This window comes from Mesorhizobium sp. B2-8-1, from assembly GCF_006440955.1.
Taxonomy (GTDB): domain Bacteria; phylum Pseudomonadota; class Alphaproteobacteria; order Rhizobiales; family Rhizobiaceae; genus Mesorhizobium.
The window spans coordinates 215923-242046 of sequence record NZ_VFTX01000012.1; the positions used below are offsets into that span (position 1 = coordinate 215923).

Below are 26124 nucleotides of genomic sequence, written 5' to 3' on the forward strand. Positions count from 1 at the left end.
CCGCTGCGGCGTCGCAGCAAACATCTGAGAGCGCGTCCGTTATCGTCCTGTTAGGGTTAATGGCCGGTAAAGGGCGCGATCGATACGGCATCGATCGGCAGGAGTTTTATAACTTTGACGGTTTTGCTTGGCGCCTGCCAGTAAGTCCTGACGGAAGCTTCCTGTGATCTTAACGGCTGAGTTACCATAGTTGTTTACGGTGCATGCGATCCGTATCGGAGTAGGATGCATGTCCGTTCAGTCCACGGCCGCAGACGTTGACGTCGATCTCAGGCAGCTCTTCGCCAGCCTGGCGAGGAACTGGCTGCGAATATTGGTCGTCTCCCTGGTGGTTACCGGGTTGGCGTTTGCGCTCGCTTCGCTGGCAACCAAGCACTACAAGGCCCAGACGCAGGTTCAGATCGATACGCGTGAATCCGTCTACACGCGCCCGGCCGGCAGCAATGACAGCGACAAGCCTATCCTCGATGAGCAAGGCGTCGCCACCCAGGTCCAGATCATTTCGTCCAACGAAATCCTCAAGCAGGTAGCGCAGAAGCTTGATCTGTCGCGATTGCACGAATTCGACGAAACTGTCGATATGTCGCCTCTCAACCGCCTGCTGATCCTGGTGGGGTTGAAGAACGATCCCATGGATATTCCGGTCGACGAACGCGTCCTGAAGAAGATGCGCGAGAAGCTCAACGTCTATGGCGTCGAAAAGACGCGTATCATCGCCATCGAGTTCTCCTCGGAAGATCCCAAGCTCGCGGCTGCTATCCCCGATGCCATTGCCGCCGCCTACATTGCCGGGCAGGGCGCGGCCAAGCTCGAATCCAACACCGCTGCGGCGGACTTCCTGGCTCCCGAGATCGCCGATCTGCAGAAGCAGGTCAGGGATGCCGAGGCCAAGGTCGCCGCCTATCGCGCCCAGTCGGACCTTCTGGTGGGCGGCAACAATTCTGTGCTCGCCACCCAACAACTGGCCGAACTGTCGACCGAATTGTCGCGGGTGCGGGCCAACCGCGCCGCCGCCGAGGGCACCGCCGACAGCGTGCGCAAGGCGCTGCAGAATGGCGGCTCGCTGGATTCGCTGCCCGAGGTGCTGTCATCCGATCTGATCCAGCGCTTGCGCGAACGGCAGGTCGAACTGCGCGCTAACATCGCCGACCTGTCGACGACGCTGCTCGACAATCATCCGCGCATTCGCGCGGCAAAATCACAGCTGGCCGATCTCGACGCGCAGATCCGCAGCGAAGCTCAGAAGGTGATGAAGGGGCTGGCTATGCAGGCCGATGCCGCCAAGTCACGTGAGAGCCAGCTCGTCGCCGACGTCAACACGCTGAAGGCGGCTTCCGCGGAGGCAGGCGAACAGCAGGTCGGTCTCGATGCGCTGCAGCGTGACGCTGCCGCCAAGCGCCAGCAGCTCGAACTTTACCTGACCAACTACCGCGAGGCGGCTTCGCGCCAGGATCGCAATTACGTGCCGGTCGACGCGCGTGTCATCTCGAAGGCCGTAGTGCCTTCCGAGGCCTACTTCCCCAAGATCGGGCCGATCGTCGGTGCTGCTTTTGCCGCCTCGCTTTTGCTCATGTCGGTGTTCACGCTGCTGCGCGAACTCTTTTCCGGCCGCGCCATGCGCCCGGCCAGCGGCGCTCGCTTCGAGCCGATCGACGAGGTGGCGATGCCGGTCGCGGCCAGGGAAACGACGATCATTCCAGAGTCCGGGCCTGAGCACCACGCTGAGAAAGCGGTGGAACCGGAGATGATGGTGGAACCGGATCTGCCCTCGCCGGCGGAATCTGCCATAGAGGTCGAACCCGCCGCCGGCGCACCGGTCGCCGAAACCGTCCCTGTTGCCGAGGCCGTCCCGGTCGCCAAAACCAGGCCGCGTTCGGTGCTGGGCGAGATCGACGTTGAAAAAGCGGCGGAAAAGCTGATCGCAAGCGGCGCCGCGCGCGCCATCTTCGTGTCGCCCGAAGGTGACGAGGCGGCCGCGTCCGCGATCCTGGTGGCGCGTGAGGTCTCCGACGCCGGCCTGCGCGTGCTGCTGCTCGACCTCACGGCTTCCGGCGCCGCCTCGCGACCGATGCTCGACAGCGGACTGTTCCCGGGCATCACCAATCTGCTCGCGTCGCAGGCGCAGTTCAGCGAAGTCATCCACCCCGACCTCTATTCCGACTGCCATGTCATTCCTGTCGGCACCGCCGATCCGGTTCGCGCCATGCGCGCCGCCGACCGGCTGCCGATCATCATGCAATCGCTGACCACCGCCTATGACCTGGTGGTGGTCGAATGCGGTCCCGCCGACGCCCAAGGCATCAGCCGTCTGGGTGGCGATGCGACCGAGGTGTTCCTCTCCATGCTGGAGCCGGATGATGAGGTGACGCAGGCCGCCGTCAAGCTTATCGAGAATGGCTATCCGGAGTTGACGCTGGTGACCCCGCTCGGCCACGAACCGCCGGGCACCCCGGTGCCGGGAAGGCGCTCGGCGGCTTGAGTCCGATGAGCGGCGCTTGTGGTCATCACGTTGGAAGGTGGGCGGGTTAGCTACCGTCCTCGGCGGGCGCCGGCGCCTGGCCAGCGGCCTTGCGACGCAGCAGCTTGGTCAGCTTCCAGATCGTCGGACTGTTCTTGACGACGGCTTTCAGCCTGGCGCTTTGCCGCAGCCCCAGCGCCAGTGCGCGGCCTTTCGACGTCAGCGGAACCAGCACCTCGAAGTGCTGCGTTTCGATATCGCACCATAAACGCTTGTACGGCTCGTCGCCGACCGAGAAATCATAGACGTCGAAACCCGCCTCGCAGGCTTCCTGGATATTGTCGAAGAACAGGAAGTCGCCGGGGCTGGTGTGGGCGAGGTCATCCTCGGCGATCGCGCCGAACTCGCAGATCAGCCGTTTGCCCGAGCGGCTCGATCCGGTCACGGCGCGAAGCTTGCCGGCGACCTCGAGCCCGTGCAGCACGAAGGAGGGCTTATCCTCGGCAAGCGCCTCGGTGAACAGAGCACGGAAGAACGCGCGCACTTGATTGTCGCCGAAGACGTTGGCGATGCCCATCCTGCGGAAGCGGGATTCCTTCATCTCGAAAAAGCCGTCGAGCAGCCGGCCGACCTCGTCCACGGTCCGCGCCTCGATGCGCCGATGGCTGCCGATGGCCTCGAACTTGCGCGTCTGCGAGCGGTGCTTCTTGCGTTTGCGCTTTCCGTTTGCCCGAGAGAGCAGTGCATCGAAACCGCCGACCAGGTCGACGGCGAGCGACAGGTTCGGGCTGTCGAAATAATCGAACGAGGCGAGTGGGTTGGCTACGCCATCGAGGTCGGGCAGCAGGCGTTCGAAGGCGACGAGATCGATGTCGGGGCGAGCCTCGGCTATGGCCGCCAGGGTCGAACGAATAGCCGCACTGTCCGCCCTGGCAAGCCATTGCGGGTCGGCGGCGACGAAATTGCCATTGGCGTGGCGGCCGCCCATGAAGCGCGCAACACGGAATGGCCCATGGCCGACGACCTCCAGCGCCAGTGCGAAAACCGGTCTGCCTTCGCAATTCAGCATCGCCACGACCGGGTCCGGCTCGACCTGCGCGGCCCAGTTGCGGATCCAAACCGCGCTCTGCGCCGGCGCGAACACGGCGGAGCGGCAGAACGCGGCATAGGCCGCGAGCCCATCGGCGGAAGCGGTGGAAACCGACAGCCCAGCCGGCTCTATCGGCGGCACACTGGGCGGGGCTTCGATTGCCGCCAGGCGATTGCCGTCAAATGACGCGGCCGCGTCAACCATACCTCAATCCTTAGGGCGTATTGCTGCCGATTTGGGGGCGCTCAGGCGTATCCGTGCTTGGTTCAGCCTAGGCGCAAAAGGTGAAGGAATGATCGACGGCGGGGAGGCAATCCGAAAGCTGGCGCTCAACGTCGCCCGCTATACCGGCCTCGCACCGCTGGCCAAACCGCTGGTCGGCGGTATTGGCGCCATCCTCATGCTGCACCGCGTTACGGCAAAGCCCGAAAAGCCCGACAGCGTCAACCGTCATCTCAACATTGCGCCCGGCTTCCTCGACGCCATGATCGCCGGCCTGAAGGCGGATGGCTACGCCTTCGTCTCGATGGACGAGGCGGTGGAGCGTATCGCGGCGCGCGGCAAGGGCGGCCAGTTCGCCGCCATCACCGCCGACGACGCCTATCGCGACAACATGACCGAGGCCTTGCCGGTGCTGGAAAAGCACGGCGCGCCGATCACCATCTATGTGGCTCCGGGGCTTATCAACGGCACTGCGGATCTGTGGTGGGACGTGGTCGAGGATCTCGTCAACGCGGGCGATCGCCTGACCCTGACGACGTCCGAAGGGAAAACGACGATCGACTGCACCAGCCCGGCCAAAAAGCTCCAGGCCATCGCACGGCTGCACACCTATCTCACCAGCGAGGTTCGCGAGGAGGACCTGCGCGCCGTGCTGCGCGAACTGGCGCATGCGAACGGCGTCGACGCCGGCCGGCCGCGCGTCGACACGCTGATGACTTGGTCGGAGATCCGCGCGATCGCAGCGCATCCGCTCGTAACGATCGGTGCTCATACGATCAACCACAGCAATCTGAAGCGGCTTTCAGAAGCCGACGCGCGGCACGAAATCGTCGGGGTGAAGTCCATCCTGCGAGCCGAGCTGGGCGAGGAGCCGCGCCATTTCGCCTATCCCTACGGCTATGCCAGCGCCGTCGGCTGCCGCGAAGTGGGCTTTGTCCGCGATGCCGGCTACACCTCGGCCGTGACCACCCGTCATGGCGTGCTGCGCGCCGAACACGCCGGCTTCCTGCACGCATTGCCGCGCATCTCGGTCAACGGCCGTTATCAGAACCTCGCCCACATCCGCACCATGCTGTCTGGCGTGACGACGCCGCTCGCCAACGCCGGAAAGATGGTGGTCACCATCTGAGGCCGGCCGGCAACGGTTCAGCGCTTGGGCCGAGGCTCCAGCATCAGCCATTTGATGATGCCCATGGCCGGCAGCACCCAGAGCAGGCCGCTTAGCAGGAAGAACAGGAAATGCGTCCACGGGCCCGCCTCGGACAGCCGGGCGACCGCGAAGATCGATGCGACCAGCGCGTAGATGATGACAAGCGCCACCAGCAGGAACGTTCCGATCAGCTTTTTCAGGCGCACGGGCATGGTTGGCCTCCTGGAGCCGGGGTAAAGTGCGGCCCAGCTCAATGTGTCGGCTTCGCCATAGGCCTTGACGCGAAGCTGTGCAACCCGACAGACGCGGCGCGACGGCGTGCCGCGCCGCCCGGTCTTGCATGCGGGAATGCGATGGTCCACCAATCCGCGACTTCAACCTGCCGGGATAAATCCATGGCCGCCATTACTGCCGCGCCTTACGAGGCGCGTGACCGCGATCTGCACAACCGCGCGCTGGTGCGCGGCTGGCTCTACGTCGTGCTTCTGGTGCTGTTCGCGCTGGTGCTGGTCGGCGGCGCCACAAGGCTCACCGAGTCCGGCCTGTCGATCACCGAGTGGCAGCCGATCCACGGCGTCATCCCGCCGCTCAACGACGCCGAATGGCAAGAGGAATTCCAGCGCTATCAGCAGATCCCGCAATATGCCGAGCTCAACAAGGGCATGAGCATCGAGGCATTCAAGTCGATCTTCTGGTGGGAGTGGGCGCATCGTCTCCTGGCGCGCAGCGTCGGTCTGGTTTTTGCCTTGCCGCTGCTGTTCTTCTGGGCGGCGCGCCGCATCGAGCGCGGACTGGGGCCGAAGCTGGTCGGCATCCTGCTTCTCGGCGGTCTGCAGGGCGCCATCGGCTGGTGGATGGTTGCCTCCGGTCTGGTCGACCGCGTCTCGGTCAGCCAGTACCGGCTCGCCACCCATTTGACGCTTGCCGCGCTGATCTTCACGGCGACCATGGTCGTCGCGCGCGGCTTGGCGCCGCATTCGGAACCTGCGGCCGATCGTTCGACCCAGAAACTGGCTGGTCTCGTAGTGCTTCTGGCGCTGATCCAGATCTATCTCGGCGGTCTGGTCGCCGGGCTCCACGCCGGCCTGAGCTACAACACCTGGCCGCTGATGGACGGAAAGATCATTCCCGGCGATCTGCTGATCCTGGAGCCGGCATGGCGCAATTTCTTCGAAAGCCCCAAGACGGTGCAGTTCGTGCACAGGATCGGCGCGTATACGGTGTTCGTCGTCGCCTTGTGGCACATGATCGCCGCGCGTCGCCGTCTGCCCGGTTCAACGCATGCTCGTCGCGCGACGCTGTTGTTTGCCCTGGTGCTGGTGCAGGCCTCCGTCGGCATCGGCACGCTGTTGATGCATGTGCCGCTGCACATGGCGCTGATCCACCAGGGATTCGCGTTGATCGTGCTGGGGTTCGCCGCCGCGCATTGGCGCGGCACCAAGGGCGCATATCCCTTGCCCCACGAGATCGCCCTCGGACGCTGAGTCTCTCCGGTCACATCCAGAACGTTCGACTGCGCCATCGTCTTGTCGCCGTCGAATTCCGCCTGACGCAAGGCGGCACGGATCAGAAGCCGAGCCGTACCGTTCGGATCGCTGCTGCGACCGACAGTTCGCGGTTCTCCTCGATCGCGTTGTCGTCCTCATGGTGCCAGGAAGCCGACAGGCAGCCATAGGCGATGGCGTGATCCAGTATTGCCGCCGGCGTCTGGCTCAGCGTTCGCGCAAAGACTTCAGCCATCCCGGCAATCCGTGGGGGATCGAGACAAAGGTCGTCGCGATCAAGAGGATTGTAGAACATGTTCGCGGCATCGAATCCCGGGTCGCCGAGAACGCCCTTCGGATCTATCGCCAGCCAGCCGCGTGCTCCGTGCATGATGTTGTCGTGATGGAGGTCGCCATGCAGCGGCCTGACATCATGCGGACCACCCAGCAGCCGGTCGGCGATTTCCGCCGCTTCGACATAAAGGCTGTTCCGGCCAACGACACGGTCGGCCTCCGCTTTCTTGAACAGGCTGGAAAATCGTTCCCGAAGCGGCTGCAGGTCGGGCGGAGCGGGGTGATCCGATGGCGAAAACAGCTTTGCCATCACCTCCGCCGCGATTTCCGTGGCGGCCAAATCTCCCTGCTCGGCAAGAACATGCGACAGCATGGTCTCCCCGGCATATTCGAGCAACATGGAATGCCCGTCGCGGCCCAGCAGCCGCACGGCGCCTTCGCCGCGCCGCCAGGCAAGGAAATGCTCGCCGCGCAACTCGTCTGCGACGTCATCGAATGGCTTCAGCGCCTTGACGATCGCCGGCGAGCCGTCCTCGCGCCGCACCTTCCAGATGCGGCTCGAAAAGGTCTCGGCGATGAGCTCGGGCGCGCTGATCTTCCAACGGTCCGGAAATGCCGGTGCCGCCATCAGAGGCCGAGCATCAGGTCCATGTTCTGTACGGCAGCCCCCGATGCCCCTTTGCCGAGATTGTCGTAAACGGCGAGCAGCAGGGCCTGCGCGCGCTTGTCATTGGCAAAGACGTAGAGCTTCATTCGGTTGGTGCCATTGTAGATTTCCGGATCGATCTCCGGAATGCGCTCCACATGCGCATAGGGCGCCACTTCGACCACGCCGCCCTTGATGGCGGCGAAATGGTCGGCGATGGCTGCATGGAGTTCCGCACCGGTCGGCACATGGTCGAGGCCACCGAGCTGCAGCGGCACCACCGTGATCATGCCTTGCGCGAAATTGCCCACCGCTGGCTGCATGATCGGATCGTGCGACAGTTTCGCATAGGCCCTGAGCTCCGGCACGTGCTTGTGCTGGAGGGTGAGCCCGTAGGGCAGGAATTCAGAGGCGTCCTCGCCCTTGGCGACATAGTCCTCGATCATCGGGCGGCCGCCGCCCGAATAACCCGAGATGCCGTTGACTGTGACCGGGAAATCCGCAGGCAGCAGGCCGGCGGCGACCAGCGGCCGCAGCGTCGCGATCGGTCCCTGCGGCCAGCAGCCGGGATTGGCGACGCGTTTCGCCGCCCCGATCTTCTTCGCCTGCTCCTTGTCCATCTCGGCAAAGCCATATTCCCAGCCTTGCGCTACGCGATGCGCGGTCGAAGCATCGATGACCCTGGTGGTCTCGTTGGAGATCAGCGACACGCTCTCCTTCGCCGCATCGTCCGGCAGGCACAGGATCGCAACGTCGGCGGCATTGAGGAATTCGGCTCGCGCCGCCGTTTCCTTGCGGCGCTCGGCGGGAATTGAAATGATCTCCAGGTCGCCGCGCTCGGCAAGCAGCGCCCGGATCTGGAGACCGGTGGTGCCGTGCTCGCCGTCGATGAAGATTTTCGGTTTCATTGGCTGATCAAATTCCCTGATATCGAAAACTATATGCCGTTGCCTTGGTTCACCGCGGCACCGTTGTGGCTGCCGTTGTTCAGCTCTTCGAGCCGTGCTTTCCGCTCGGCCAGCAGGCCGAGATACTGCATGGCGATCATCGAGCCGGCAATCGCCGTTATATCGGCGTGATCGTAGGCCGGCGCAACCTCCACGACATCGGCCCCGACAATATCGATCTGGTTGAGCTGGCGCAGCGTCGACAGGATCTTTGCAGAGGACGGCCCGCCGGCGACCGGCGTGCCGGTGCCGGGTGCATAGGCGGGATCAAGGCAGTCGATATCAAAGGTGAGATAGGTCTTCTTGCCGCCCGTCCTGTCGACGATGGCGTAGGCGATGTCGGATGCACGCATCTCCTCGATCTCGTGACCGTAGAGGATCTTGATGCCGAACGTGTCGGGCGCGTGGGTGCGGATGCCGATCTGGATCGAGCGGTCGGGATCGATAATGCCTTCCTTGACCGCGCGGCCGACGAAGGATCCATGGTCGATGCGTTTGCCGTCATCCTCCCAGGTATCCTGGTGCGCATCGAACTGCACCAGAGCGAGCGGGCCATGGATTGCGGCATGTGCCTTGAGCAGGGGCCAGGTGACGAAATGGTCGCCGCCCAGCGACAGCAGGAAGGCACCTGACTTCAGGATCTTGGCCGCCTCGCGTTCGATCGTCCCCGGCGTCTTCTGGTGGTTGCCGGTATCAAGCAGACAATCGCCATAGTCGACCACCGCGAGGTGCTCGAACAGATCGCGCGAAAAGGGATATTGCGGATCGTTGTCGAGGATTGCCGAGGCGCGGCGGATCGCCTGCGGCCCGAAACGCGCGCCGGGCCGATTGGTGACGGCGGCATCAAAAGGGATGCCCCAAACCACAGCGTCCGCGCCCTTCACATCCTTCGTGTATTTGCGTCGCATGAACGACAGCGCGCCGGCATAGGTCGGCTCCAGCGAAGCGCCCGTCTTCGAGCGGGCTGTGAAGGCATGGTCGATGTTCTTGTTCGCCATTACGGATCCTTGGTTTTCATCGGGGTGCAACAACTACAGAACCGGCACGCAACATGCCAGTCACAGCTTGGGGAAACGAAACGGCGCGGGCGCGGTGCCGCCGCGAGACAGGATTGTATCATCATGACACAGACCGCGTTTCTTGATTCTCCCCATGGCGCGGCGTCGATCCAGTCCGGCACGGTGGCGGGTGAGCGGTTCCTGGTTCTCGATTCGTGGCGCGGCATCTGCGCCCTGCTGGTTGCGCTGTTCCACTTCCCGACCGCTTCGACGATCTCGCAAAGCGCCTTTGTCGGTTCGTCCTATCTGTTTGTCGACTTCTTCTTCGTTCTCTCCGGTTTCGTCATCGCCAGCTCCTATGGCTGGCGGCTGAACCAGCCGCGGGAGGTCGCACGCTTTGCGGTGGTGCGCTTCGGCCGCATCTATCCGCTGCATTTTCTCATGCTCGCCGCCTTTGCCGGATTCGAGCTGCTGCGGCTGATGCTGCCGCAGGTGCATGGCGCCGGTGCCGCTCCCTTCACCGGCGGCTTCAGCCTCCAGAGCCTGCTTGCCAACCTGCTGCTGCTCCAGGGGGTCGGCTTCGAGGACCAATTGACTTGGAATGCGCCAAGCTGGAGCATTTCGGCGGAGTTCTTCGCCTACCTGTTGTTCGCGGGAGTGGTCTTCACCGCCGGGGCACGCGCCTGGGTGTGGTTCGTCGCCGCCGCCATCACCGCGCCGCTGTTTCTGCTTGGCTTCTCGACCCACCATATGGATGTGTCCTTCGATTTCGGCTTCATACGCTGCCTGTACGGCTTCTCGCTCGGCGCCTTGCTTGCCTGGTTCCAGCATGATTCCATTGCAGGCGCGCGACAGGCGCTTGCCCGGACCGGCCCGTTGCTGAGCTGGACCCTTGCCGAAATCGTCATGGCGGCTGTCATTGTGCTTTTCGTCGCACTGGCGGGCGACAATGATGCCGGGATCGCAGCACCGCTGGTGTTTGCACTGGCATTGTTTCTCTTTGCTCATGAGGGGGGCTGGATCAGTGTCTTTCTGAGAACCCCACTCATTCTGACGCTCGGCGCGCTGTCCTACTCGATCTACATGGTCCACATCTTCGTCCAGGCGCGCATGATCAATGTCGCCGGCCTGGTCGAGCGCAAGCTCGGCCTCGGTCTTGTCGGCGACATCGTCTTGCGCGGAGAGCCGGCGACCGGCTTCGGCGCCGGCTGGGCGGGGGACGTTGCGATCCTCGTCATGCTTCTTGTCACGATAGGTGTCTCCTGGATCACCTGGCGTTGTGTCGAGATGCCTGCGATGGCCTGGTTCCGCCGACTGTCGAAACGCATCTGAGGCGACATATCGCGGCAACCGCTAGCCGGCTTCGTTCACCTAGATGTCACGGGCATCGCCTATTCCCGGTTTGATCCGGAATGGAGCGATTCTCGATGCGGACCTTCTGGCCGAGCCTTCTGCTTTCCGTCACGCTGGCGGCTTCCGCCAGCCAGTTAATGGCGGGCGAAACCCGCGCCAGGCAGATCCTCGACCGCTTCGAACATGCCAACCATTGGCGCGACCACGTCATGGTGGCCGCGCATCGCGCCGGCAGCATGCAGACCGGCAAGAGGCTGTATGCGGAAAATTCGCTCGCCGCCGTCGAAGGCTCGATCGCGATTGGCGCCGAGATCGTCGAGGTCGACATCCGGCGCTCGAAGGACGGCGAGTTTGTCGTCATGCATGACAGCTGGCTTGATCGCACCACGACCTGCAAGGGTGAGGTGGTTAAGTACACGCTGGCCGAACTGGAGAGCTGCCGGCTGGTGATCGAAGGCACGGGCGCCGTCACCGACGAGACAGTCTCGACGCTGCGCGAGATGCTGCTGGCGACCCGGGACAAGATCCTCATCAATCTCGACAACAAGCTCGAGGTTGGGGACCTGGCGGGTATGGTCGCGGTGGCGCGAGATCTCGGCATGGCCGACCAGGTCATCGTCAAGGAAAACCTGTGGAGCCAGACCAGGATCGCTACGGTGAAGGCTGCCATGGAAGCGGTCGGCAGCGGCTTCCAGTTCATGCCGATCATCGCCGACGACGCAGTGCATGACGCCGGTTTCGTCGCGACGGTCGACCATGCTTTTGCGCCGCGCGCGATCGAGCTGATCAACTGGCGCGCCGGCGCGGAGACGTTGACCGAGACTGGCGGAGCGCTGTTCAGCACGCGCATGCGCGCGGCCGCGGTGAGGGGCGACTGGCACATCTGGGCCGACACCTACGCCATCGTCAACAAGCCCGGCGGCTTCCTTGCCGGCGGTCGGGGCGATGAACTGGCGGTTCAGGCCAGCCTGCCGCGTGAAGCCTGGGGCTTCTGGGCCGATCGCGGCGCCACAATCATCCAGACCGATGAGCCGAAGGCGGCGATAGGCTGGCTGGCAGCAAATGGGTTTCGCGTGCCCTATGCGGGGACGGGCGAACGCGTCGAACCTGCCGCGACCGCCAGCATCAATTGATTTGCCGCGGCTGAAGTTCCGGCCTGGTTGTCGCAGGCCGGCGCCTGCTGACGCAACGGTGTCAGGGGAAACCCGTTATCCATGGGCATGCCCGATACCATCGTTATCAAGCGCCCTGCCGCCTATGCCGCCACCGTTGCTGCGACCAGCCTCGGCTTCGTGGTCGTGCAGCTCGATGTCTCCATCGTCAACGTCGCGCTGAACAGGATCGGTACTGGGCTGTCGATGGGGGTCGGCGGCCTGCAATGGGTCGTCGACGCCTACACGCTTGCTTTCGCCTCGCTGCTGCTCGCCGGCGGCGCCCTCGGCGACAGGGTCGGCGCTCGCCGCGTTTTCGTTGGCGGCATGGCGCTGTTCAGCATTGCTTCGCTGGCTTGCGGCCTGGCTCAGAGTGCCTGGTTGCTAATTGCGGCGCGCGCTGCACAAGGCGCGGGTGCCGCCTTGCTGATGCCGTGTTCGCTGGCACTCCTCAATCGCGCCTACGCATCCGACAAGGCGCGCCGGGCACGCGCCGTTGGGCTGTGGACGGCGGCGGGCGGCATCGCGCTGTCGGCAGGGCCGGTGCTCGGCGGCTTCATGGTCGCGTCGCTTGGCTGGGCCAGCATCTTTCTGGTCAACCTGCCCATTGGCGCTCTCGCCATCTGGATGGCTTATCGGTTTCTGCAGGAAACGCCGCTCAAGGCCGAGCGGCCGCCGATCGACTGGGTGGGGCAGGGACTTGTCGTGCTGGCGCTGTTTTCGCTGACCGGCGCCTTTATCGAAACCGGTTCATCGGGCTGGACCTCAATGCCGGTCATCGGCGGACTGGTATTGGCGGCGGTGGCCGCAAGCCTGTTCCTGCTGGTCGAGAGCCGGACGAGGGCGCCGATGTTTCCGCTCGGTCTCTTTGCCAGCCGCGTGCCGGCTGTGACTAGCCTCGTGGGACTGGCCGTCAACCTGACGCTCTATGGCACGATCTTCATGCTCAGCCTGTATTTCCAGCAGGAAAGGCATTTTTCTCCCGAAATGACAGGGCTGGCCTTCCTGCCGTTCATGGCGGCAGTCACCCTGTCGAACATTGCCGCCGGGCGCATTGCCGCAAATCATGGCCCACGATCGCCCATGGCGATTGGCCTGTTCGTCGGGGCAGCCGGTTTCGGACTGATGGCGCTGATCCAGGCCGATACGTCCTACCTGTCGCTGCTGTGGCGCCTGCTGTTCCTGCCGGTCGGCATTGGTCTTGCCGTACCGGCCATGACCACCGCGCTGTTGTCTTCCGTGCCGGCGGAGATGTTGGGAACGGCATCGGGCGTGCTCAACACCGTGCGCCAGTCGGGTGGCGCGATCGGGGTGGCGCTGTTCGGATCCGCCTTGGCGCTGGGCACGATCGAGGGCATGCAACTGGCATTCCTGGCCTCGGCGCTCGCGGTGGCCGGCTCGGCACTTTGCGCGTTCCTGTTCATCCGCGACGCCGACCATTCCGCTCAATAGTGATGCGCAACGCAAAAAGGCCGCCCGGAGGCGGCCTTTCGGTTGTGAAGCTGCGATGCGCTTAGCGCTTCGAGAACTGGAACGAACGACGGGCCTTCGCCTTGCCGTACTTCTTGCGCTCGACGACGCGGCTGTCGCGGGTCAGGAAGCCGCCCTTTTTGAGCACGGCACGCAGCGCCGGCTCGTAATAGGTCAGCGCCTTGGAGATGCCGTGACGCACAGCGCCGGCCTGGCCCGAAAGGCCGCCGCCGATGACCGTGGCGACGATGTCGTACTGGCCCGAGCGGTTGGCGGCGATGATCGGCTGGTTGAGGATCATCTGCAGGACCGGACGCGCGAAATAGGTCGCGAATTCCTTGTCGTTGACGACGATCTTGCCCGAACCTGGCTTCACCCAAACACGCGCGATGGCGTTCTTGCGCTTGCCGGTGGCATAGGCGCGGCCCGACTTGTCGAGCTTCTGGACATGGACGGGTGCCGCGGCCTGCGTATTGGTGTTGCCGGTGGCGGCGCCCAGTTCTGCGAGCGAGGAAAGCTCAGCCATCTTATGCGACCTTCTTGTTCTTGGAATTCAGCTTGGCCACGTCGAGGACTTCTGGCTGCTGGGCGACATGCGGATGCTCGGCGCCTGCATAGACGCGCAGGTTCTTCATCTGGCGACGGCCGAGCGGGCCACGCGGAACCATGCGCTCAACGGCCTTCTCGACGACACGCTCGGGGAAACGGCCTTCGAGCAGTTGGCGCGCGGTGCGCTCCTTGATGCCGCCGGGGTGCCCGGTGTGCCAGTAATAGACCTTGTCGGTGAACTTCTTGCCGGTGAACACCACCTTGTCGGCATTGATGACGATGACATTGTCGCCGTCGTCGACATGCGGGGTGAAGGTCGGCTTGTGCTTGCCGCGAAGATGATTGGCGATAACGGTGGCGAGCCGGCCGACGACGAGACCTTCGGCGTCGATCAGGATCCACTTTTTCACCACATCCGCAGGCTTCTGCGAAAAGGTTGTCATGTTTTCTGCTTTCGGTTCGGACCTTCCCCAATCCACAAACGATAAGGAAGGCGTTTCTTGTTGCTTGGATTGGCGAAAAGCGCTTGCCCGCCGCCAATAACAAAACGGCGGCCTTTGCGGGCCGCTGCTTCGTGAGGGCTTATAGGGGAGGAGGGTAGCCCTCGTCAAGCATCATCGGGAGTCAACGAAAACGAAAAACCGTTAAATTTCAAGTACTAAACTATGTGGTATTATTTTACAACACGGCCTACCGCCAAAACGGCTGGTATTTCGCTCACCGCCGGCCACTCGTCACTGCAAGCAGGAGTCTGATTCCGACGGCGACCATAATGGCTCCGGCCAGCCTTCCCTGCCACACGACGAAGCTGCTTCGGCGCGACAGCCAGCCGCCGACCGCGCCGGAGGTCAGCGCGACAGCGCCGAGGACAACCATTCCCATCATCTTCATAGTCGTGCCGAGAATGACGAACTGCAACGCCGCTGGACCGGCCCAAGGGTGAACGAATTGCGGCAGCATCGCTAACATGAAGGCAAGCGTCGTCGGATTGGTGAGATTGCAGATCATGCCTTGCCGGAAAGCGGCAGCAGTGCCACCGGTGTTGGCAAAGGCAGAGGTACGACTTTCATCCTGCCGGCGCGCCAACAGGAATTTGACCCCGATGGCGATCAGATAGATGGCGCCGACGATTTGGAGAAAGCTGTAAAGAGGCTGCGAGGATGTGATCAGCGTGGCAAGTCCCATCGCAAGTAATGGAATTTGTACGACGCCGGCCGATACGCAGCCTGTCGCGGCCGCCAGCGCGTGGCGCCAGCCCTGCCCGACGCCGCGACTGATCACAAGCATCATATCGGGCCCGACGCCGGAAAGCTGGTAGGCAAGCACGGCGCCGAGAAAGGCAAGGTATGTGGTCGGATCGGGCATGCCGCAAAACGGACGTGTCGATCGGGAGTTCCGGCCAGGATGCCGGATCGGCCTTCTCCGTGTCAGCGTTTCGGCGGGATCGAATAGGTTCCGGTGGCGTGCGCCACTGTCTGCCCCTCCGGGCCGGCGACGATGTCGATGTCGAAGACCATCAGGTTCTTTCCGAGCTTCAGGATGCGGCAATGGCCATCGATCGGTCCTGCCTCGGCCTTGCGGACGAAATTGATGTTCAGATTGGTGGTGACCGAGAGCGCATCGGGCCCGGCATGGCTGAGCACGCAGACATAGCCGCCAATGTCGGCCAGCGTGAACAAGGCAGGGCCGGACACCGTACCGCCGGGACGCAAATGCCGTTCGCCGGCATTGAGCCGCACGGTGCAGCCGCCGGGAAACACGTCGGTTGCCTCAAAGGCCGCGCCCTTTTCGTTGAGCTGCGGAAACACGGTCTCCATCAGCGCATTGACCTGGGCTGCTGTCAGCACCGGCTCGAGCTTGGTCTGGGCGGGCATCTCGGTCCTCATTCTGCGCCAAGCCTGTATGGGCGAAGCGGCGCGTTTCTGGCAACACCTTCATCCTACTGGCGCAAGCGATACGGTGTTGATGAAACCCCAGCCGATATTAGATACCCTGCCAGCGGAACGGAATCGCGGAGACCTTAGCCATGGCCGAAATCCTTGCCATCAAGCCTGTCGCAGTTGAAGGGCCGGTTGCGGCTAGGCGCGACGAGGGCGTGCTGCGCCTGACGCTTGCCAATCCCCCCGCGAACGCGCTTTCCCTGGCGGTGATGACGGCGCTGACGGAGGAACTGGACCGTGCCAGGGCCGACAAGGCCGTTCGCGTCATAGTGTTGTCGGCGGCCGGAAAGGTATTCTGCGCCGGCCACGATCTCAAGGAGATGACAGCGCGCCGCGCCGACGCCGATCGCGGCAAGGCCTTCTTCGAAGAGACGTTTGCCGCCTGCGCTACGCTGATGCAGGCGATCGTGCGCCACCCCAAGCCGGTGATCGCCGAGGTCGATGGCCTGGCCACCGCCGCCGGCCTGCAGCTTGTCGCCAGTTGTGACCTCGCCATCGCCTCGCATGAGGCGACGTTCTGCACTCCGGGCGTCAATATCGGCCTGTTCTGCTCGACGCCGATGGTGGCGCTGTCTCGCAACGTCTCGCGCAAGCACGCCATGGAAATGCTCCTGACCGGCGAAACCATCGATGCCGCGACCGCCAAGGAGTTCGGCCTGGTCAACCGCATAGTGCCGCGCGAGTACCTGAATCAGATTGTCAACAAATACGCGCAAACCATTGCTTCAAAATCACCTTCGGTGGTGAAGACCGGCAAGGAAGCGTTTTATGCGCAGGCCGAGATGGGGCTGGCGGATGCCTATGCCTATACCGGCCGGGTCATGGTCGAGAACATGCTGGCGCGTGACGCCCAGGAGGGCATCGGCGCCTTTATCGGCAAACGCAAGCCGGAATGGACCGACGAATAAGGACGAAAGTCATGGAGCCGCGCATCTCCATCATCACCATCGCCACCGACGATCTCGATCGTGCGGTGCGCTTCTACGAGACGATGGGCCTGAAGCGCCATGCGGGCATCACCGATGGCGTCGCCTTCTTCCAGATGGGTGGTGTTATACTCGGCCTGTTCCCGCGCGCCAGCGCCGAGGAGGATTCCGGCATCACCTTCGCCAAGGCGCCTGCCGCCGTCTATCTCGCCTACAACACCCGCTCCGATGCCGAAGTGGACGCGGTGCTTGCGATGGCTGAAAAGGCCGGCGGCCGCATCGTCAAGCCGGCAGACCGTGCCTTCTGGGGCGGCTGGTACGGCTATTTCGCCGATGCCGACGGACACGTCTGGGAAGTGGCGCACAACCCGGCCTTTCCGATCGCGGAAGACGGTACGATCTCGCTGCCCGATTGATGGCTCACCGCAGGCAGTTGACGCGGCTCAAGGCGCCCTATCTCAAGCGCATTCTGCTCGATTCCGAGCGGGTGACCGATTGGGAAAAATACCCGTGGAACCTGCCGCTGTTTCGCGGTCACGCCTTCGAACTCAAATTCACCACACCAATTACCATCATCGTCGGTGAGAACGGCACCGGCAAATCGACATTGCTCGAGGCGATCGGCGCGCTCGCCGGCTACGACGAAGCCGGAGGCGGCAAGGGCTATCAGCCCGTCGACCATTCCGGCGCCATCGACAAGAGTGGTGCCGCGCTGGCAGACACTTTCCGTGGCCATTGGTTGCCAAAAGTCACCGCCGGCTGGTTCTTTCGCGCCGAATCCTTCTACTCGGTGGCTCGCTATCTTGACCAGGTGGCCCTGGAAGATCCGTTCAAGCCACCTCCGCCCGACTTTCTGTCCTGGTCGCATGGCGAAGGGTTCATCCGCTTCTTCGAGGAACGTTGCCGCAGACAAGGCATCTACATCCTCGACGAGCCCGAAAGCGCGCTGTCTCCATCGCGCCAGATCGAGCTTCTCAAGATGCTGCGGCGCATGGATCGGTCGGGCACCGCGCAAGTGATCATGGCGACGCATTCGCCGCTGCTGATGGCCTGTCCGGGCGCGCGGCTGTTCCGCATCAGCCGGTTCGGGCTCGATCCGACCGATTTTCGTGATACGGACCACTTCCGCATGATGCGCGATTTCAGCAGTGATCCTGATGGCTTTCTCGCCGAGGCGTTGTATGAGGACGAGCCATGAATCACGATAGCTACGACAACGCCTACATCGCCGGCATCCTCAATTCGGTGAAGACCATCGCCATGGTCGGCGCGTCCGCCAACGACGTGCGGCCGAGCTATTTCGTGTTGAAATACCTGCTGGCCAAGGGGTTTGAGGTGTTCCCCATCAATCCGGGCCATGCCGGCAAGGAGATACTCGGCCGTACGGTCTATGGCAGCCTTGCCGAGATTGCGCAGCCCACCGACATGGTCGACATCTTCCGCGCCTCGGCGGCGGTGCCCGGCGTTGTCGACCAGGTGCTGAAGCTCGATCCCCTGCCGAAAGTGATCTGGATGCAGCTCGGCGTGCGCCACGACGAGGCCGCCGCGCGCGCCGAAGCCGCCGGCATCAAGGTGGTGATGAACCGCTGCCCCAAGATCGAATACGGCAAGCTGTCCGGCGAGATCGGCTGGACCGGGGTCAATTCCGGTGTGCTGTCGTCGAAGAAGCCGCTGATGCGGTCGGGATTCCAGAGTTTCGGCGTGCGGCAAAAATAGACAACGGGAAGGCGCAAAATTATTCCGGCAGGAGCCGCATTTTCCTGCTGCCCGGTCGAAGATGACACGCCGAAGGGCATTTTCTTCTTTGCATTCGTGGTCGAGCTTGGCCAAGAATGGCCGGCGAATTTCAGAAGTTTTTTCGAGGGAGGTTTCAGTGACCCGCACGCCCGGTTTCAACACGCTCGCCGTCCATGCCGGCGCCAAGCCCGATCCGGCCACCGGCGCACGCGCCACGCCGATCTACCAGACGACCTCCTTTGTTTTCGACGACGCCGATCATGCCGCCTCGCTGTTCGGGCTGAAGGCCTTCGGCAACATCTACACCCGCATCATGAACCCGACGCAGGCGGTGCTCGAAGAACGCATAGCGGCGCTCGAGGGCGGCACGGCCGCCCTTGCGGTCGCGTCCGGCCACGCCGCCCAGGTAATCGTGTTCCACAATCTGTTGCAGCCGAGCGACAATTTCGTCGCCGCCAACAAGCTCTATGGCGGTTCGATCAACCAGTTCGGCCATGCCTTCAAGAACTTTGGCTGGGAGGTGCGCTGGGCCGAAGCGAACGATCCGTCAACCTTCGAGAGCCAGATCGATGACAAGACCAAGGCGATCTTCATCGAGAGTCTGGCCAATCCCGGCGGCACCTTCGTCGACATCGAGAAGATCGGCGACATCGCGCGTAAGCATGGCCTGCCGCTGATCGTCGACAACACCCTGGCCTCGCCCTACCTGATCCGGCCGATCGAGCACGGCGCCGACATTGTCGTCCATTCGCTGACCAAGTTCATTGGCGGTCACGGCAACTCGATCGGCGGCGCCATCGTCGATGGCGGCACGTTCGACTGGTCGAAATCAGGGAAGTACCCGATGCTGTCGGAACCGCGCCCCGAATATGGCGGCCTGGTGCTGCACGAAACCTTCGGCAATTTCGCCTTCGCCATCGCCGCGCGCGTGCTTGGCCTGCGCGATCTCGGCCCGGCGATTTCGCCGTTCAACGCCTTTCTCATTTTGACAGGCCTCGAAACCTTGCCGCTGCGCATGCAGCGCCATTGCGACAATGCGATCACCGTCGCGGGCTGGCTGTCCAACCATCCCAAGGTGGCCTGGGTCAACTATCCCGGCCTTCCCAGCGACAAGAACAACGCCCTGCAAAAGAAATACTCGCCGCAAAGCGCCGGCGCGGTCTTCACCTTCGGCCTCAAGGGCGGTTACGAGGCCGGCGTCAAATTCGTTGAAGCGTTGGAGTTGTTCTCGCACTTGGCCAATGTCGGTGACACCAAGTCGTTGGTCATCCATCCGGCGTCGACCACGCACCGACAGCTGTCCGACGAGCAGAAGGTCAAGGCGGGTGCGGGACCGGACACGGTGCGGCTGTCCATCGGCATCGAGGACGTCACCGACATCGTCGCCGATCTCGAACAGGCACTCGCCAAAGTTTGATCTATCCTCCCCCTCGTGGGCGGGTCGGCGCAAAACGCCGGGGTAAGGCGAGCCGGCCCGAGGCCGGTTCTTCATGGAGGCAAATCCTGTCCGAGCATTACCTGACGATATCGACGGATTCTGTCGGCGCCGAAGAAGGCGCGCCGGCGCCCGATCGCCTGATCTCGGGCGATCCGAAATTCCGCACCTGGAACGTCGAGGAGCGCGAAGGCGGCCTTTATGCCGGTATCTGGGAATCGACCCCGGGCAAGTGGCGCATCGTCTACGACGAATGGGAATTCTGTCACATCCTCTCCGGCGTTTCGGTGATCGAAGAGGAGGGTGGCGAAGCGCGCACCGTCAGGGCCGGCGACAGCTTCGTGCTGCGGCCTGGCTTTAAGGGAAGCTGGGAAGTGCTTGAAACCACCCGCAAGGAGTATGTGATCAGGCTGTGAGCTGCGCGCAGCTCACAGCTCAGGCCTGCGCTCCTTCAGAAGCCGACGGTGAGCGCTTCCAGCCCATGGAAATGATACGTGTCACGGAAGCTTGGGCTTTGGGCAAGACGGAGCTTTGGGTGCCGCTCGAACAAGGTTTTCAGCGACACCTGCAATTCGAGCCTGGCCAGGGGCGCGCCGATGCAGAAATGGATGCCGGCGCCGAACGACACGTTCTTCTGGTCGACACGACCCGCCCGGAAGGCCCGCGGCTCGGCAAAGGCATGCGGGTCATGGTTGGCCATGCCGAGGAGCAGGCCAATCGTCTGGCCGGGCTGCACGACGATCCCGGGTGCGATTTCGATCTCCTGGTAGGCGTAGCGGGTGAACATGTGCAGCGGCGCGTCGAAGCGCAGGCATTCCTCGACAGCGGCCGCTGTTGCCTCGGCTGAGGTGAAGAAACGGCGCGGGTCGCCGCCTTGCGCCAAGATCGAGCGCACCGCATTGCCGGTCTGGTGCACGGTCGCTTCGTGGCCGGCATTGAGCAGCAGGATCGCCGAGGACACCATTTCGTCTTCCGACAATTTTTGGCCGCCCTCCTGCGCCGAGATCAGCAGCGACAGCAGGTCGTCGCCGGGATTTTTGCGCCGTTCGGCGATGGTGCCGCGCAGGAAATCGGCGAAATCCTGCGCCGCGCGATTGGCCGTCTCCTCGATCTCGCGAGTGCGGCCATGCACGTACATGGCGACCATTCGATGTGACCAGTCGAGCAGTTGCGGTCCCATTTCGACCGGCACGCCGAGCATCTCGGCAATGATGGTGATGGGCAGGGGAGAAGCGAAGGCGGGCAGCAGGTCGACTTGCTTGCCCGGCTCGAAACGATCGATCAGTTCGTTGGCGAGTGCCTCCACGCGCGGCCGCAGCCGCTCGACCTGGCGCGACACGAAGGCGCGGTTGACCAGTGTTCGAAGCCGCGTGTGTACCGGCGGCTCCAGTTCCAGCATGGAATTGGCTTCGATGCCGTCGAATGCCTTGAGATGTGTTCTATCCCGGCCGATGCCACGACTGTCGGGAATGCCCGCCGGGTTCTGGCGGCCGAAGCGGCGGTCGCGCAACAGCTTGTTGACGTCGTCGAAGCCGCCAAAGCACCAGAATCCGAATTCTTCCCAGAAAAAGGCATTCGATGCATCGTGCAGGAACGAATAGGCCTCGTACGGATCCTGGAAGAAAGCGCGCTCGTGCGGGTCAAGCCTCAGGTGACGGGTCGCTGGATCAAAGGCGAGGTAGGATGGCGTCAATTTGGTCATGCCAGACCAATAGCGCGGCTTGCCAGCCTGGTTCCAGACCGTATGTTGGCGCCCGCAATCCAATGCGTTGAGCCAGCCGCAACGGCTGCGGAAAGTCTGATTTGATGAATGTGATCGTTGTCGGCGCGGGCATCGCCGGTCTCTCCACCGCATGGTCGCTGGTCAAGGCCGGCCATAGCGTTTCCATCGTCGAGCAGGGGCCGATCCCCAATCCGTTGGCGGCATCCGGCGACCATCACCGCATCATTCGCCGTGCCTACCGGGCCGGGACCGGCTACGGCCGGCTGATCGGCGAGGCCTATGAAGCCTGGGACGAGATGTGGGCCGACCTCGGCGAGAACCATCTCGATTCCAGGGGCTTCCTCTGCGTCTCGCGCGAGCCGGGCGACGAAGCCGAGGAATACCGGGACGGGCTGGAGGAGGGAAACTATCCGTTCGACCTGCTGGAACCTGATGCCGCGGTCGAACGCTGGCCTTTCCTGGAGCCGGGCTCGTTCCGCTACGCCTATTTTTCGCCGGAAGGCGGCGCGCTGCATTGCCGCAAGATCGCGTCCGGCCTGGCCAAGTGGCTGCGCGCCAACGGCGCCAACGTCTACGAGAACAGCAAGGTGACGGCGGTCGACTCCGAGGCAGGGCATATCGTGCTCGCGTCCGGCGAGACGATGCAGGCCGACCGCATCGTCGTCGCTGCGGGCGCCTGGGTGCTGAAACTGTTCCCCGAACTCGGCGGCGAACTGAAGACGTACCGAACCGCGCTCGCCTATGTCGAACCGCCGGCGGACCTCAAGGCCGTCTGGGAAGTTGCGCCCGTAGTCCTCGATGTAGGTGGCAAGACCGACGGTTACATGATCCCGCTGACCCGAGGTGCCGGCATGAAATTCGGTTCAGGCCTGCACAGGGTGCCGACCAGCGACGCCGACTGGAACCGGCAGCCGGTGCCGGGCGAGGGCGAGGCGATTCGCAACCTGTTTTCGCCGCCGATCGCCCGCATCGAGGAGTATGAGGTGACCGAAGTGGTCACCTGCGCCTATACATTCACGGACGATGAGAAATTCCTGGCGCATGAGACGGGCAAATGCCTGATCGTCTCGGCCTGCTCGGGCCATGGTTATAAATTCGGCGCGGCGGTCGGCCGGCGCGTGGCGGCGGCTGTCGATGATGGCGATATTGCCGGCCTGAAACGTTGGTTGCGAGCCGAAATCGCCTGAATTCAGTCCTGGCAATGCCTGGGAATATGCACGCGCCGCCAGCCGGATGAGCCTTCGCGCACCAGCACGCGCCGCGCGACGGTCTGGTAGGCGGCGGGAATGTCGACGACGCGCCTTTGCTCCGGTCGCACCAGCACCTCCTCGGCGATCCTGTCATATTGCGCCGGGATGACGGTGCGCCTCGTGCGCTCCGGCCGGATCACCACCGTTTCGGCGACGCGTTCATAGCGCGCCCCGTGCCGGACCTTGCACAGCACCTTGCGGCCGTGGATGACGCGCCATTCCCAGGAATAGCCGCCATCGTCGACCTTGACTGTGTGGTAGACGGTGCGGGTGATTGCGGGCACCACCTCATAGGTCACCTGTGCCGGAACGGTCATCACCACGCGCTCGCGCGTGCCGTAGATCGGCGCTTCATAATCGACCTGCTGGCTGGGCGGACTGATCATCACGTCCTCATAGACGGTATCATAGACATCAGGCGTGCGGACCGGCTCATAGCATTCGACGGCGCGGCCGCCCGCGGCCGTCTGCGAAATCGAGCCAAGCATGGTCAGCCCGGCCATGGCGAAGCATGCGGTTTTCCTGGACATGACATTCCCCCTGTTGAACCGTGGACACAAGTTCAACGTTGAATTGTAGGGGAAGCGGTCCGCGAGAAAAGCAGTTTCGGCGCATTTCGTTAAGTGATGCGGTTAAGAAACTGCTACCTGTCTTCGGCCGCAGGTGCCGTCGCGAGCCGGCGGAAGCGCCCGCCGCTGCGAATCTCGCCTGGAAAGCTTGATTCGACTTACCCAGATGGCTAGGAGGGGTCGGCCTTGCACAAGGATGAGCCGGCATCCTATTTACACAATAACGATCCAGAACCGATTCTGCCCGAGTTGCCAGCATGTCCGGCGCCGGAATCCCACCGCGAGACAAGAGATAACGAATGAAGAACCCCGTCGAAACCTACATGAACCTCGTTCCGATGGTGGTCGAACAGACCAATCGCGGCGAGCGGGCCTACGACATTTTCTCGCGTCTCCTCAAGGAGCGCATCATTTTCATCACCGGTCCGGTCGAGGACGGCATGGCGACGCTGGTCTGCGCGCAGCTTCTGTTCCTGGAAGCCGAGAATCCGAAGAAGGAAATCAACCTCTACATCAATTCACCCGGTGGCGTCGTCACCTCGGGCATGGCCATCTACGACACCATGCAATTCATCAAGCCGGCCGTGTCGACGCTGTGCATCGGCCAGGCGGCCTCCATGGGCTCGCTGCTCCTGACCGCCGGCCACAAGGACATGCGCTTCGCCACGCCGAACGCCCGCATCATGGTTCACCAGCCGTCCGGCGGCTTCCAGGGCCAGGCGTCTGACATCGAGCGTCATGCCCAGGACATCATCAAACTGAAGCGCCGCCTCAACGAGGTGTACGTCAAGCACACCGGCAAGAGCTACGACGAGATTGAAAAGACGCTCGACCGTGACCATTTCATGACCGCGGACGAGGCCAAGGACTTCGGCCTGATCGACAAGGTCATTTCGTCGCGCGAAGCGGCCGAAGGGGCGCTGGCATAACGGCATATTGGCAGTTGGATGGCGGCATCACGCGCTTTTGGCGTGTCTTGCGGCATTTCGGCCACAATTGGCTGTTCCCTCGACGATCGGGATTGCCTACGTTAAGGCTATGTTGATTTTCGACGGCTTAGCTTTGTGTGGGGTTGCTGCGAATCATTGCCACGTTTTCTGATTTGTGTTTCGTACGGAATACGTTGCGGGAGCCGGGATACTGGCGGCGGCGGATTCCCGCGATAAATAGAGTATGCGCCCTTTCAGCCAGACCATCGGCGGGCGGCCATGAAAGGACATGAAAATGAGCAAAGTCGGCAACAACAGCGGCGATTCCAAGAACACGCTTTATTGCTCGTTTTGCGGCAAAAGCCAGCATGAGGTGCGCAAGCTGATCGCCGGCCCGACGGTCTTCATCTGCGACGAATGCGTCGAGCTGTGCATGGACATCATCCGCGAGGAGAACAAGACCTCGATGGTGAAGTCGCGCGAGGGCGTGCCGACCCCGCAGGAGATCCTCAAGGTTCTCGACGACTACGTCATCGGCCAGCCCTACGCCAAGCGCGTGCTCTCGGTGGCCGTCCACAATCACTACAAGCGCCTCGCCCATGCCGGCAAGAACAACGATGTCGAACTGGCCAAGTCCAACATCCTGTTGATCGGCCCGACCGGTTGCGGCAAGACGCTGCTGGCGCAGACGCTCGCCCGCATCATCGACGTGCCCTTCACCATGGCCGATGCCACGACGCTGACCGAGGCCGGCTATGTCGGCGAGGACGTCGAGAACATCATCCTGAAGCTGTTGCAGTCGGCCGACTACAATGTCGAACGCGCCCAGCGCGGCATCGTCTACATCGACGAGATCGACAAGATCTCGCGCAAGTCCGATAACCCCTCCATCACCCGCGACGTGTCGGGCGAGGGCGTGCAGCAGGCGCTGTTGAAGATCATGGAAGGCACTGTCGCCTCGGTACCGCCACAGGGCGGCAGGAAACATCCACAACAGGAGTTCCTGCAGGTCGACACCGCCAACATCCTGTTTATCTGCGGCGGCGCCTTCGCCGGGCTGGATAAGATCATCTCGGATCGTGGCCGCAAGACCTCGATCGGCTTCGGCGCCACCGTGGCATCGCCCGAGGATCGTCGCACCGGCGATGTCTTCCGCCTTGTGGAGCCGGAGGATCTCTTGAAGTTCGGCCTCATTCCCGAGTTTGTCGGCCGTCTGCCGGTCCTGGCGACGCTGGAAGACCTCGACGAGCCGGCGCTGATCCAGATTCTGACCGAGCCGAAGAACGCACTGGTCAAGCAATACCAGCGGCTGTTCGAGATGGAGAATGTCGACCTGACCTTCCACGAGAACGCATTGTCTGCGATCGCCAAGCGCGCCATCGAGCGCAAGACCGGCGCGCGCGGGCTGCGCTCCATCATGGAAGCGATCCTGCTCGACACCATGTTCGAACTGCCGGCGCTCGAAGGCGTGCGCGAAGTGGTGATTTCGGAAGAAGTGGTGACCGGCAGTGCCCGGCCGCTCTACATCTATTCCGAACAGAAGGAAAAGAAGGGCAATGTCAGCGCCTGACATGCCACTTGAACCCATATTTTTGTGGAACGGCGCCCTCGGGGCGCCGTTTTGCCATGAGAGGCATGCGACCTTCGCGAGGGAATGGAAAGCCGGCGATGTTAACTCTTGATCTTTGGCCCTCCTGCATCCACCTAACACCAGAAGGCCGAGGTGCCCGATTTCTGTGCTGTAAAACTCCCGTCACAACGGTGGTAGGCGGAACGATCCCCGGTCGTTAATATAAGATTCGC

At 63.0% G+C, this 26124-nt stretch carries 26 protein-coding genes; 15 read left to right on the top strand and 11 right to left on the bottom strand.

What is annotated here, in order from left to right; all coding sequences use genetic code 11:
- Nucleotides 1–229 precede the first annotated feature (229 nt).
- On the top strand, nucleotides 230–2479 hold the full coding sequence (locus FJ428_RS26795; protein WP_140880504.1) for an exopolysaccharide transport family protein: 2250 nt from the start codon (nucleotides 230–232) through the stop codon (nucleotides 2477–2479).
- 46 nt (nucleotides 2480–2525) lie between these two features.
- Here FJ428_RS26795 and FJ428_RS26800 read toward each other — a convergent pair whose 3' ends face one another.
- Entirely contained in the window at nucleotides 2526–3752 is a 1227-nt protein-coding gene (locus FJ428_RS26800; RefSeq protein WP_140493978.1) for a GNAT family N-acetyltransferase, read from the bottom strand.
- A gap of 88 nt (nucleotides 3753–3840) precedes the next feature.
- Between FJ428_RS26800 and FJ428_RS26805 the strand changes: the two genes are divergently transcribed.
- Nucleotides 3841–4899: a polysaccharide deacetylase family protein gene (locus FJ428_RS26805; RefSeq protein ID WP_140521815.1), complete on the top strand. Its 1059-nt coding sequence runs from the start codon at nucleotides 3841–3843 to the stop codon at nucleotides 4897–4899.
- Nucleotides 4900–4916: 17 nt separating this feature from the next.
- Here the strand turns inward: FJ428_RS26805 and FJ428_RS26810 are convergent, their stop codons facing one another.
- The gene (locus FJ428_RS26810) at nucleotides 4917–5132 is read right to left on the bottom strand and encodes a DUF2842 domain-containing protein (protein WP_140493974.1); all 216 of its coding nucleotides are present in this window, start codon (nucleotides 5130–5132) and stop codon (nucleotides 4917–4919) included.
- A 183-nt stretch (nucleotides 5133–5315) separates the two neighbouring features.
- Here FJ428_RS26810 and FJ428_RS26815 point away from each other — a divergent pair, with 183 nt between their 5' ends.
- The gene (locus tag FJ428_RS26815) at nucleotides 5316–6404 is read left to right on the top strand and encodes a COX15/CtaA family protein (RefSeq protein WP_140493972.1); all 1089 of its coding nucleotides are present in this window, start codon (nucleotides 5316–5318) and stop codon (nucleotides 6402–6404) included.
- Between the two features lie 82 nt (nucleotides 6405–6486).
- Here FJ428_RS26815 and FJ428_RS26820 read toward each other — a convergent pair whose 3' ends face one another.
- The 3 genes from FJ428_RS26820 to speB are packed head-to-tail and all read right to left on the bottom strand — an operon-like array spanning nucleotide 6487 to nucleotide 9289.
- The gene (locus FJ428_RS26820) at nucleotides 6487–7329 is read right to left on the bottom strand and encodes an aminoglycoside phosphotransferase family protein (protein WP_210240547.1); all 843 of its coding nucleotides are present in this window, start codon (nucleotides 7327–7329) and stop codon (nucleotides 6487–6489) included.
- Nucleotides 7326–8252 carry an N-acetyl-gamma-glutamyl-phosphate reductase gene (argC, locus tag FJ428_RS26825; RefSeq protein WP_140493968.1) on the bottom strand — a complete coding sequence of 309 codons (927 nt, stop codon included), beginning with the start codon at nucleotides 8250–8252 and terminating at the stop codon, nucleotides 7326–7328. Before argC ends, FJ428_RS26820 begins: the two co-directional genes overlap by 4 nt.
- 29 nt (nucleotides 8253–8281) lie before the next feature.
- Nucleotides 8282–9289 (bottom strand): agmatinase, encoded by a 1008-nt coding sequence (speB, locus tag FJ428_RS26830; RefSeq protein WP_140493966.1) that lies wholly within the window; start codon nucleotides 9287–9289, stop codon nucleotides 8282–8284.
- A gap of 123 nt (nucleotides 9290–9412) precedes the next feature.
- Between speB and FJ428_RS26835 the strand changes: the two genes are divergently transcribed.
- The 3 genes from FJ428_RS26835 (at nucleotide 9413) to FJ428_RS26845 (ending at nucleotide 13245) form a co-directional block, all read left to right on the top strand.
- The gene (locus tag FJ428_RS26835) at nucleotides 9413–10621 is read left to right on the top strand and encodes an acyltransferase (protein ID WP_140880505.1); all 1209 of its coding nucleotides are present in this window, start codon (nucleotides 9413–9415) and stop codon (nucleotides 10619–10621) included.
- A gap of 95 nt (nucleotides 10622–10716) precedes the next feature.
- Nucleotides 10717–11775, top strand: a complete 1059-nt coding sequence (locus FJ428_RS26840; RefSeq protein WP_140880506.1) for a glycerophosphodiester phosphodiesterase family protein — start codon at nucleotides 10717–10719, stop codon at nucleotides 11773–11775.
- Between the two features lie 81 nt (nucleotides 11776–11856).
- Nucleotides 11857–13245 (top strand): MFS transporter, encoded by a 1389-nt coding sequence (locus FJ428_RS26845; RefSeq protein WP_224519178.1) that lies wholly within the window; start codon nucleotides 11857–11859, stop codon nucleotides 13243–13245.
- Between the two features lie 61 nt (nucleotides 13246–13306).
- Here FJ428_RS26845 and rpsI read toward each other — a convergent pair whose 3' ends face one another.
- The 4 genes from rpsI to FJ428_RS26865 all read right to left on the bottom strand — a co-directional run bounded on the left by rpsI (nucleotide 13307) and on the right by FJ428_RS26865 (nucleotide 15686).
- Nucleotides 13307–13789 carry a 30S ribosomal protein S9 gene (gene rpsI, locus FJ428_RS26850; RefSeq protein ID WP_140493960.1) on the bottom strand — a complete coding sequence of 161 codons (483 nt, stop codon included), beginning with the start codon at nucleotides 13787–13789 and terminating at the stop codon, nucleotides 13307–13309.
- 1 nt (nucleotide 13790) lies between these two features.
- Nucleotides 13791–14255: a 50S ribosomal protein L13 gene (gene rplM, locus FJ428_RS26855; RefSeq protein WP_010915638.1), complete on the bottom strand. Its 465-nt coding sequence runs from the start codon at nucleotides 14253–14255 to the stop codon at nucleotides 13791–13793.
- Nucleotides 14256–14529: 274 nt separating this feature from the next.
- Nucleotides 14530–15177 (bottom strand): LysE family translocator, encoded by a 648-nt coding sequence (locus FJ428_RS26860; RefSeq protein ID WP_140880507.1) that lies wholly within the window; start codon nucleotides 15175–15177, stop codon nucleotides 14530–14532.
- A gap of 62 nt (nucleotides 15178–15239) precedes the next feature.
- A complete protein-coding gene (locus tag FJ428_RS26865; protein ID WP_140493956.1) occupies nucleotides 15240–15686 on the bottom strand; it encodes a PaaI family thioesterase in 447 nt (148 codons plus the stop codon).
- Between the two features lie 152 nt (nucleotides 15687–15838).
- Between FJ428_RS26865 and FJ428_RS26870 the strand changes: the two genes are divergently transcribed.
- The 6 genes from FJ428_RS26870 (at nucleotide 15839) to FJ428_RS26895 (ending at nucleotide 20266) form a co-directional block, all read left to right on the top strand.
- Nucleotides 15839–16660: an enoyl-CoA hydratase gene (locus FJ428_RS26870; protein WP_140880508.1), complete on the top strand. Its 822-nt coding sequence runs from the start codon at nucleotides 15839–15841 to the stop codon at nucleotides 16658–16660.
- Between the two features lie 11 nt (nucleotides 16661–16671).
- The gene (locus FJ428_RS26875) at nucleotides 16672–17094 is read left to right on the top strand and encodes a VOC family protein (RefSeq protein WP_140880509.1); all 423 of its coding nucleotides are present in this window, start codon (nucleotides 16672–16674) and stop codon (nucleotides 17092–17094) included.
- Nucleotides 17094–17876, top strand: coding sequence for an AAA family ATPase (locus FJ428_RS26880; protein ID WP_140880510.1), 783 nt, complete (start codon nucleotides 17094–17096; stop codon nucleotides 17874–17876). The genes FJ428_RS26875 and FJ428_RS26880 overlap by 1 nt, the downstream gene beginning before the upstream one ends.
- Nucleotides 17873–18394: a CoA-binding protein gene (locus FJ428_RS26885; RefSeq protein WP_140880511.1), complete on the top strand. Its 522-nt coding sequence runs from the start codon at nucleotides 17873–17875 to the stop codon at nucleotides 18392–18394. Before FJ428_RS26880 ends, FJ428_RS26885 begins: the two co-directional genes overlap by 4 nt.
- Before the next feature lie 157 nt (nucleotides 18395–18551).
- Entirely contained in the window at nucleotides 18552–19832 is a 1281-nt protein-coding gene (locus tag FJ428_RS26890) for an O-acetylhomoserine aminocarboxypropyltransferase (RefSeq protein WP_140880512.1), read from the top strand.
- Between the two features lie 83 nt (nucleotides 19833–19915).
- Nucleotides 19916–20266, top strand: a complete 351-nt coding sequence (locus FJ428_RS26895) for a cupin domain-containing protein (RefSeq protein WP_181167405.1) — start codon at nucleotides 19916–19918, stop codon at nucleotides 20264–20266.
- Nucleotides 20267–20301: 35 nt separating this feature from the next.
- On the opposite strand, the gene FJ428_RS26900 is transcribed toward FJ428_RS26895, so the two are convergent.
- Nucleotides 20302–21552, bottom strand: coding sequence for a cytochrome P450 (locus FJ428_RS26900; protein ID WP_140880513.1), 1251 nt, complete (start codon nucleotides 21550–21552; stop codon nucleotides 20302–20304).
- Between the two features lie 104 nt (nucleotides 21553–21656).
- Between FJ428_RS26900 and FJ428_RS26905 the strand changes: the two genes are divergently transcribed.
- Nucleotides 21657–22760: an FAD-dependent oxidoreductase gene (locus FJ428_RS26905; protein ID WP_140880514.1), complete on the top strand. Its 1104-nt coding sequence runs from the start codon at nucleotides 21657–21659 to the stop codon at nucleotides 22758–22760.
- Between the two features lie 2 nt (nucleotides 22761–22762).
- Here FJ428_RS26905 and FJ428_RS26910 read toward each other — a convergent pair whose 3' ends face one another.
- Nucleotides 22763–23353 (bottom strand): hypothetical protein, encoded by a 591-nt coding sequence (locus FJ428_RS26910; RefSeq protein WP_140521843.1) that lies wholly within the window; start codon nucleotides 23351–23353, stop codon nucleotides 22763–22765.
- Nucleotides 23354–23691: 338 nt separating this feature from the next.
- On the opposite strand from FJ428_RS26910, the gene clpP reads away from it, so the two are divergent.
- Both clpP and clpX read left to right on the top strand, forming a co-directional pair.
- On the top strand, nucleotides 23692–24321 hold the full coding sequence (gene clpP, locus FJ428_RS26915) for an ATP-dependent Clp endopeptidase proteolytic subunit ClpP (RefSeq protein ID WP_027028064.1): 630 nt from the start codon (nucleotides 23692–23694) through the stop codon (nucleotides 24319–24321).
- A 295-nt stretch (nucleotides 24322–24616) separates the two neighbouring features.
- Nucleotides 24617–25891, top strand: coding sequence for an ATP-dependent Clp protease ATP-binding subunit ClpX (gene clpX, locus FJ428_RS26920; RefSeq protein WP_140493939.1), 1275 nt, complete (start codon nucleotides 24617–24619; stop codon nucleotides 25889–25891).
- The last annotated feature ends 233 nt before the right edge of the window (nucleotides 25892–26124 follow it).

Coding starts and splice junctions, on each gene's coding strand:
- FJ428_RS26885 (WP_140880511.1), top strand. CDS start 17,873: ATGAATCACGATAGCTACGACAACGCCTACATCGCCGGCATCCTCAAT.
- FJ428_RS26835 (WP_140880505.1), top strand. CDS start 9,413: ATGACACAGACCGCGTTTCTTGATTCTCCCCATGGCGCGGCGTCGATC.
- FJ428_RS26795 (WP_140880504.1), top strand. CDS start 230: ATGTCCGTTCAGTCCACGGCCGCAGACGTTGACGTCGATCTCAGGCAG.
- FJ428_RS26845 (WP_224519178.1), top strand. CDS start 11,857: ATGGGCATGCCCGATACCATCGTTATCAAGCGCCCTGCCGCCTATGCC.
- FJ428_RS26800 (WP_140493978.1), bottom strand. CDS start 3,752: ATGGTTGACGCGGCCGCGTCATTTGACGGCAATCGCCTGGCGGCAATC.
- FJ428_RS26880 (WP_140880510.1), top strand. CDS start 17,094: ATGGCTCACCGCAGGCAGTTGACGCGGCTCAAGGCGCCCTATCTCAAG.
- FJ428_RS26805 (WP_140521815.1), top strand. CDS start 3,841: ATGATCGACGGCGGGGAGGCAATCCGAAAGCTGGCGCTCAACGTCGCC.
- FJ428_RS26870 (WP_140880508.1), top strand. CDS start 15,839: ATGGCCGAAATCCTTGCCATCAAGCCTGTCGCAGTTGAAGGGCCGGTT.
- rplM (WP_010915638.1), bottom strand. CDS start 14,255: ATGACAACCTTTTCGCAGAAGCCTGCGGATGTGGTGAAAAAGTGGATC.
- FJ428_RS26910 (WP_140521843.1), bottom strand. CDS start 23,353: ATGTCCAGGAAAACCGCATGCTTCGCCATGGCCGGGCTGACCATGCTT.
- FJ428_RS26815 (WP_140493972.1), top strand. CDS start 5,316: ATGGCCGCCATTACTGCCGCGCCTTACGAGGCGCGTGACCGCGATCTG.
- FJ428_RS26875 (WP_140880509.1), top strand. CDS start 16,672: ATGGAGCCGCGCATCTCCATCATCACCATCGCCACCGACGATCTCGAT.
- speB (WP_140493966.1), bottom strand. CDS start 9,289: ATGGCGAACAAGAACATCGACCATGCCTTCACAGCCCGCTCGAAGACG.
- clpX (WP_140493939.1), top strand. CDS start 24,617: ATGAGCAAAGTCGGCAACAACAGCGGCGATTCCAAGAACACGCTTTAT.
- FJ428_RS26840 (WP_140880506.1), top strand. CDS start 10,717: ATGCGGACCTTCTGGCCGAGCCTTCTGCTTTCCGTCACGCTGGCGGCT.
- rpsI (WP_140493960.1), bottom strand. CDS start 13,789: ATGGCTGAGCTTTCCTCGCTCGCAGAACTGGGCGCCGCCACCGGCAAC.
- FJ428_RS26905 (WP_140880514.1), top strand. CDS start 21,657: ATGAATGTGATCGTTGTCGGCGCGGGCATCGCCGGTCTCTCCACCGCA.
- FJ428_RS26810 (WP_140493974.1), bottom strand. CDS start 5,132: ATGCCCGTGCGCCTGAAAAAGCTGATCGGAACGTTCCTGCTGGTGGCG.
- argC (WP_140493968.1), bottom strand. CDS start 8,252: ATGAAACCGAAAATCTTCATCGACGGCGAGCACGGCACCACCGGTCTC.
- FJ428_RS26900 (WP_140880513.1), bottom strand. CDS start 21,552: ATGACCAAATTGACGCCATCCTACCTCGCCTTTGATCCAGCGACCCGT.
- FJ428_RS26865 (WP_140493956.1), bottom strand. CDS start 15,686: ATGCCCGCCCAGACCAAGCTCGAGCCGGTGCTGACAGCAGCCCAGGTC.
- FJ428_RS26860 (WP_140880507.1), bottom strand. CDS start 15,177: ATGCCCGATCCGACCACATACCTTGCCTTTCTCGGCGCCGTGCTTGCC.
- clpP (WP_027028064.1), top strand. CDS start 23,692: ATGAAGAACCCCGTCGAAACCTACATGAACCTCGTTCCGATGGTGGTC.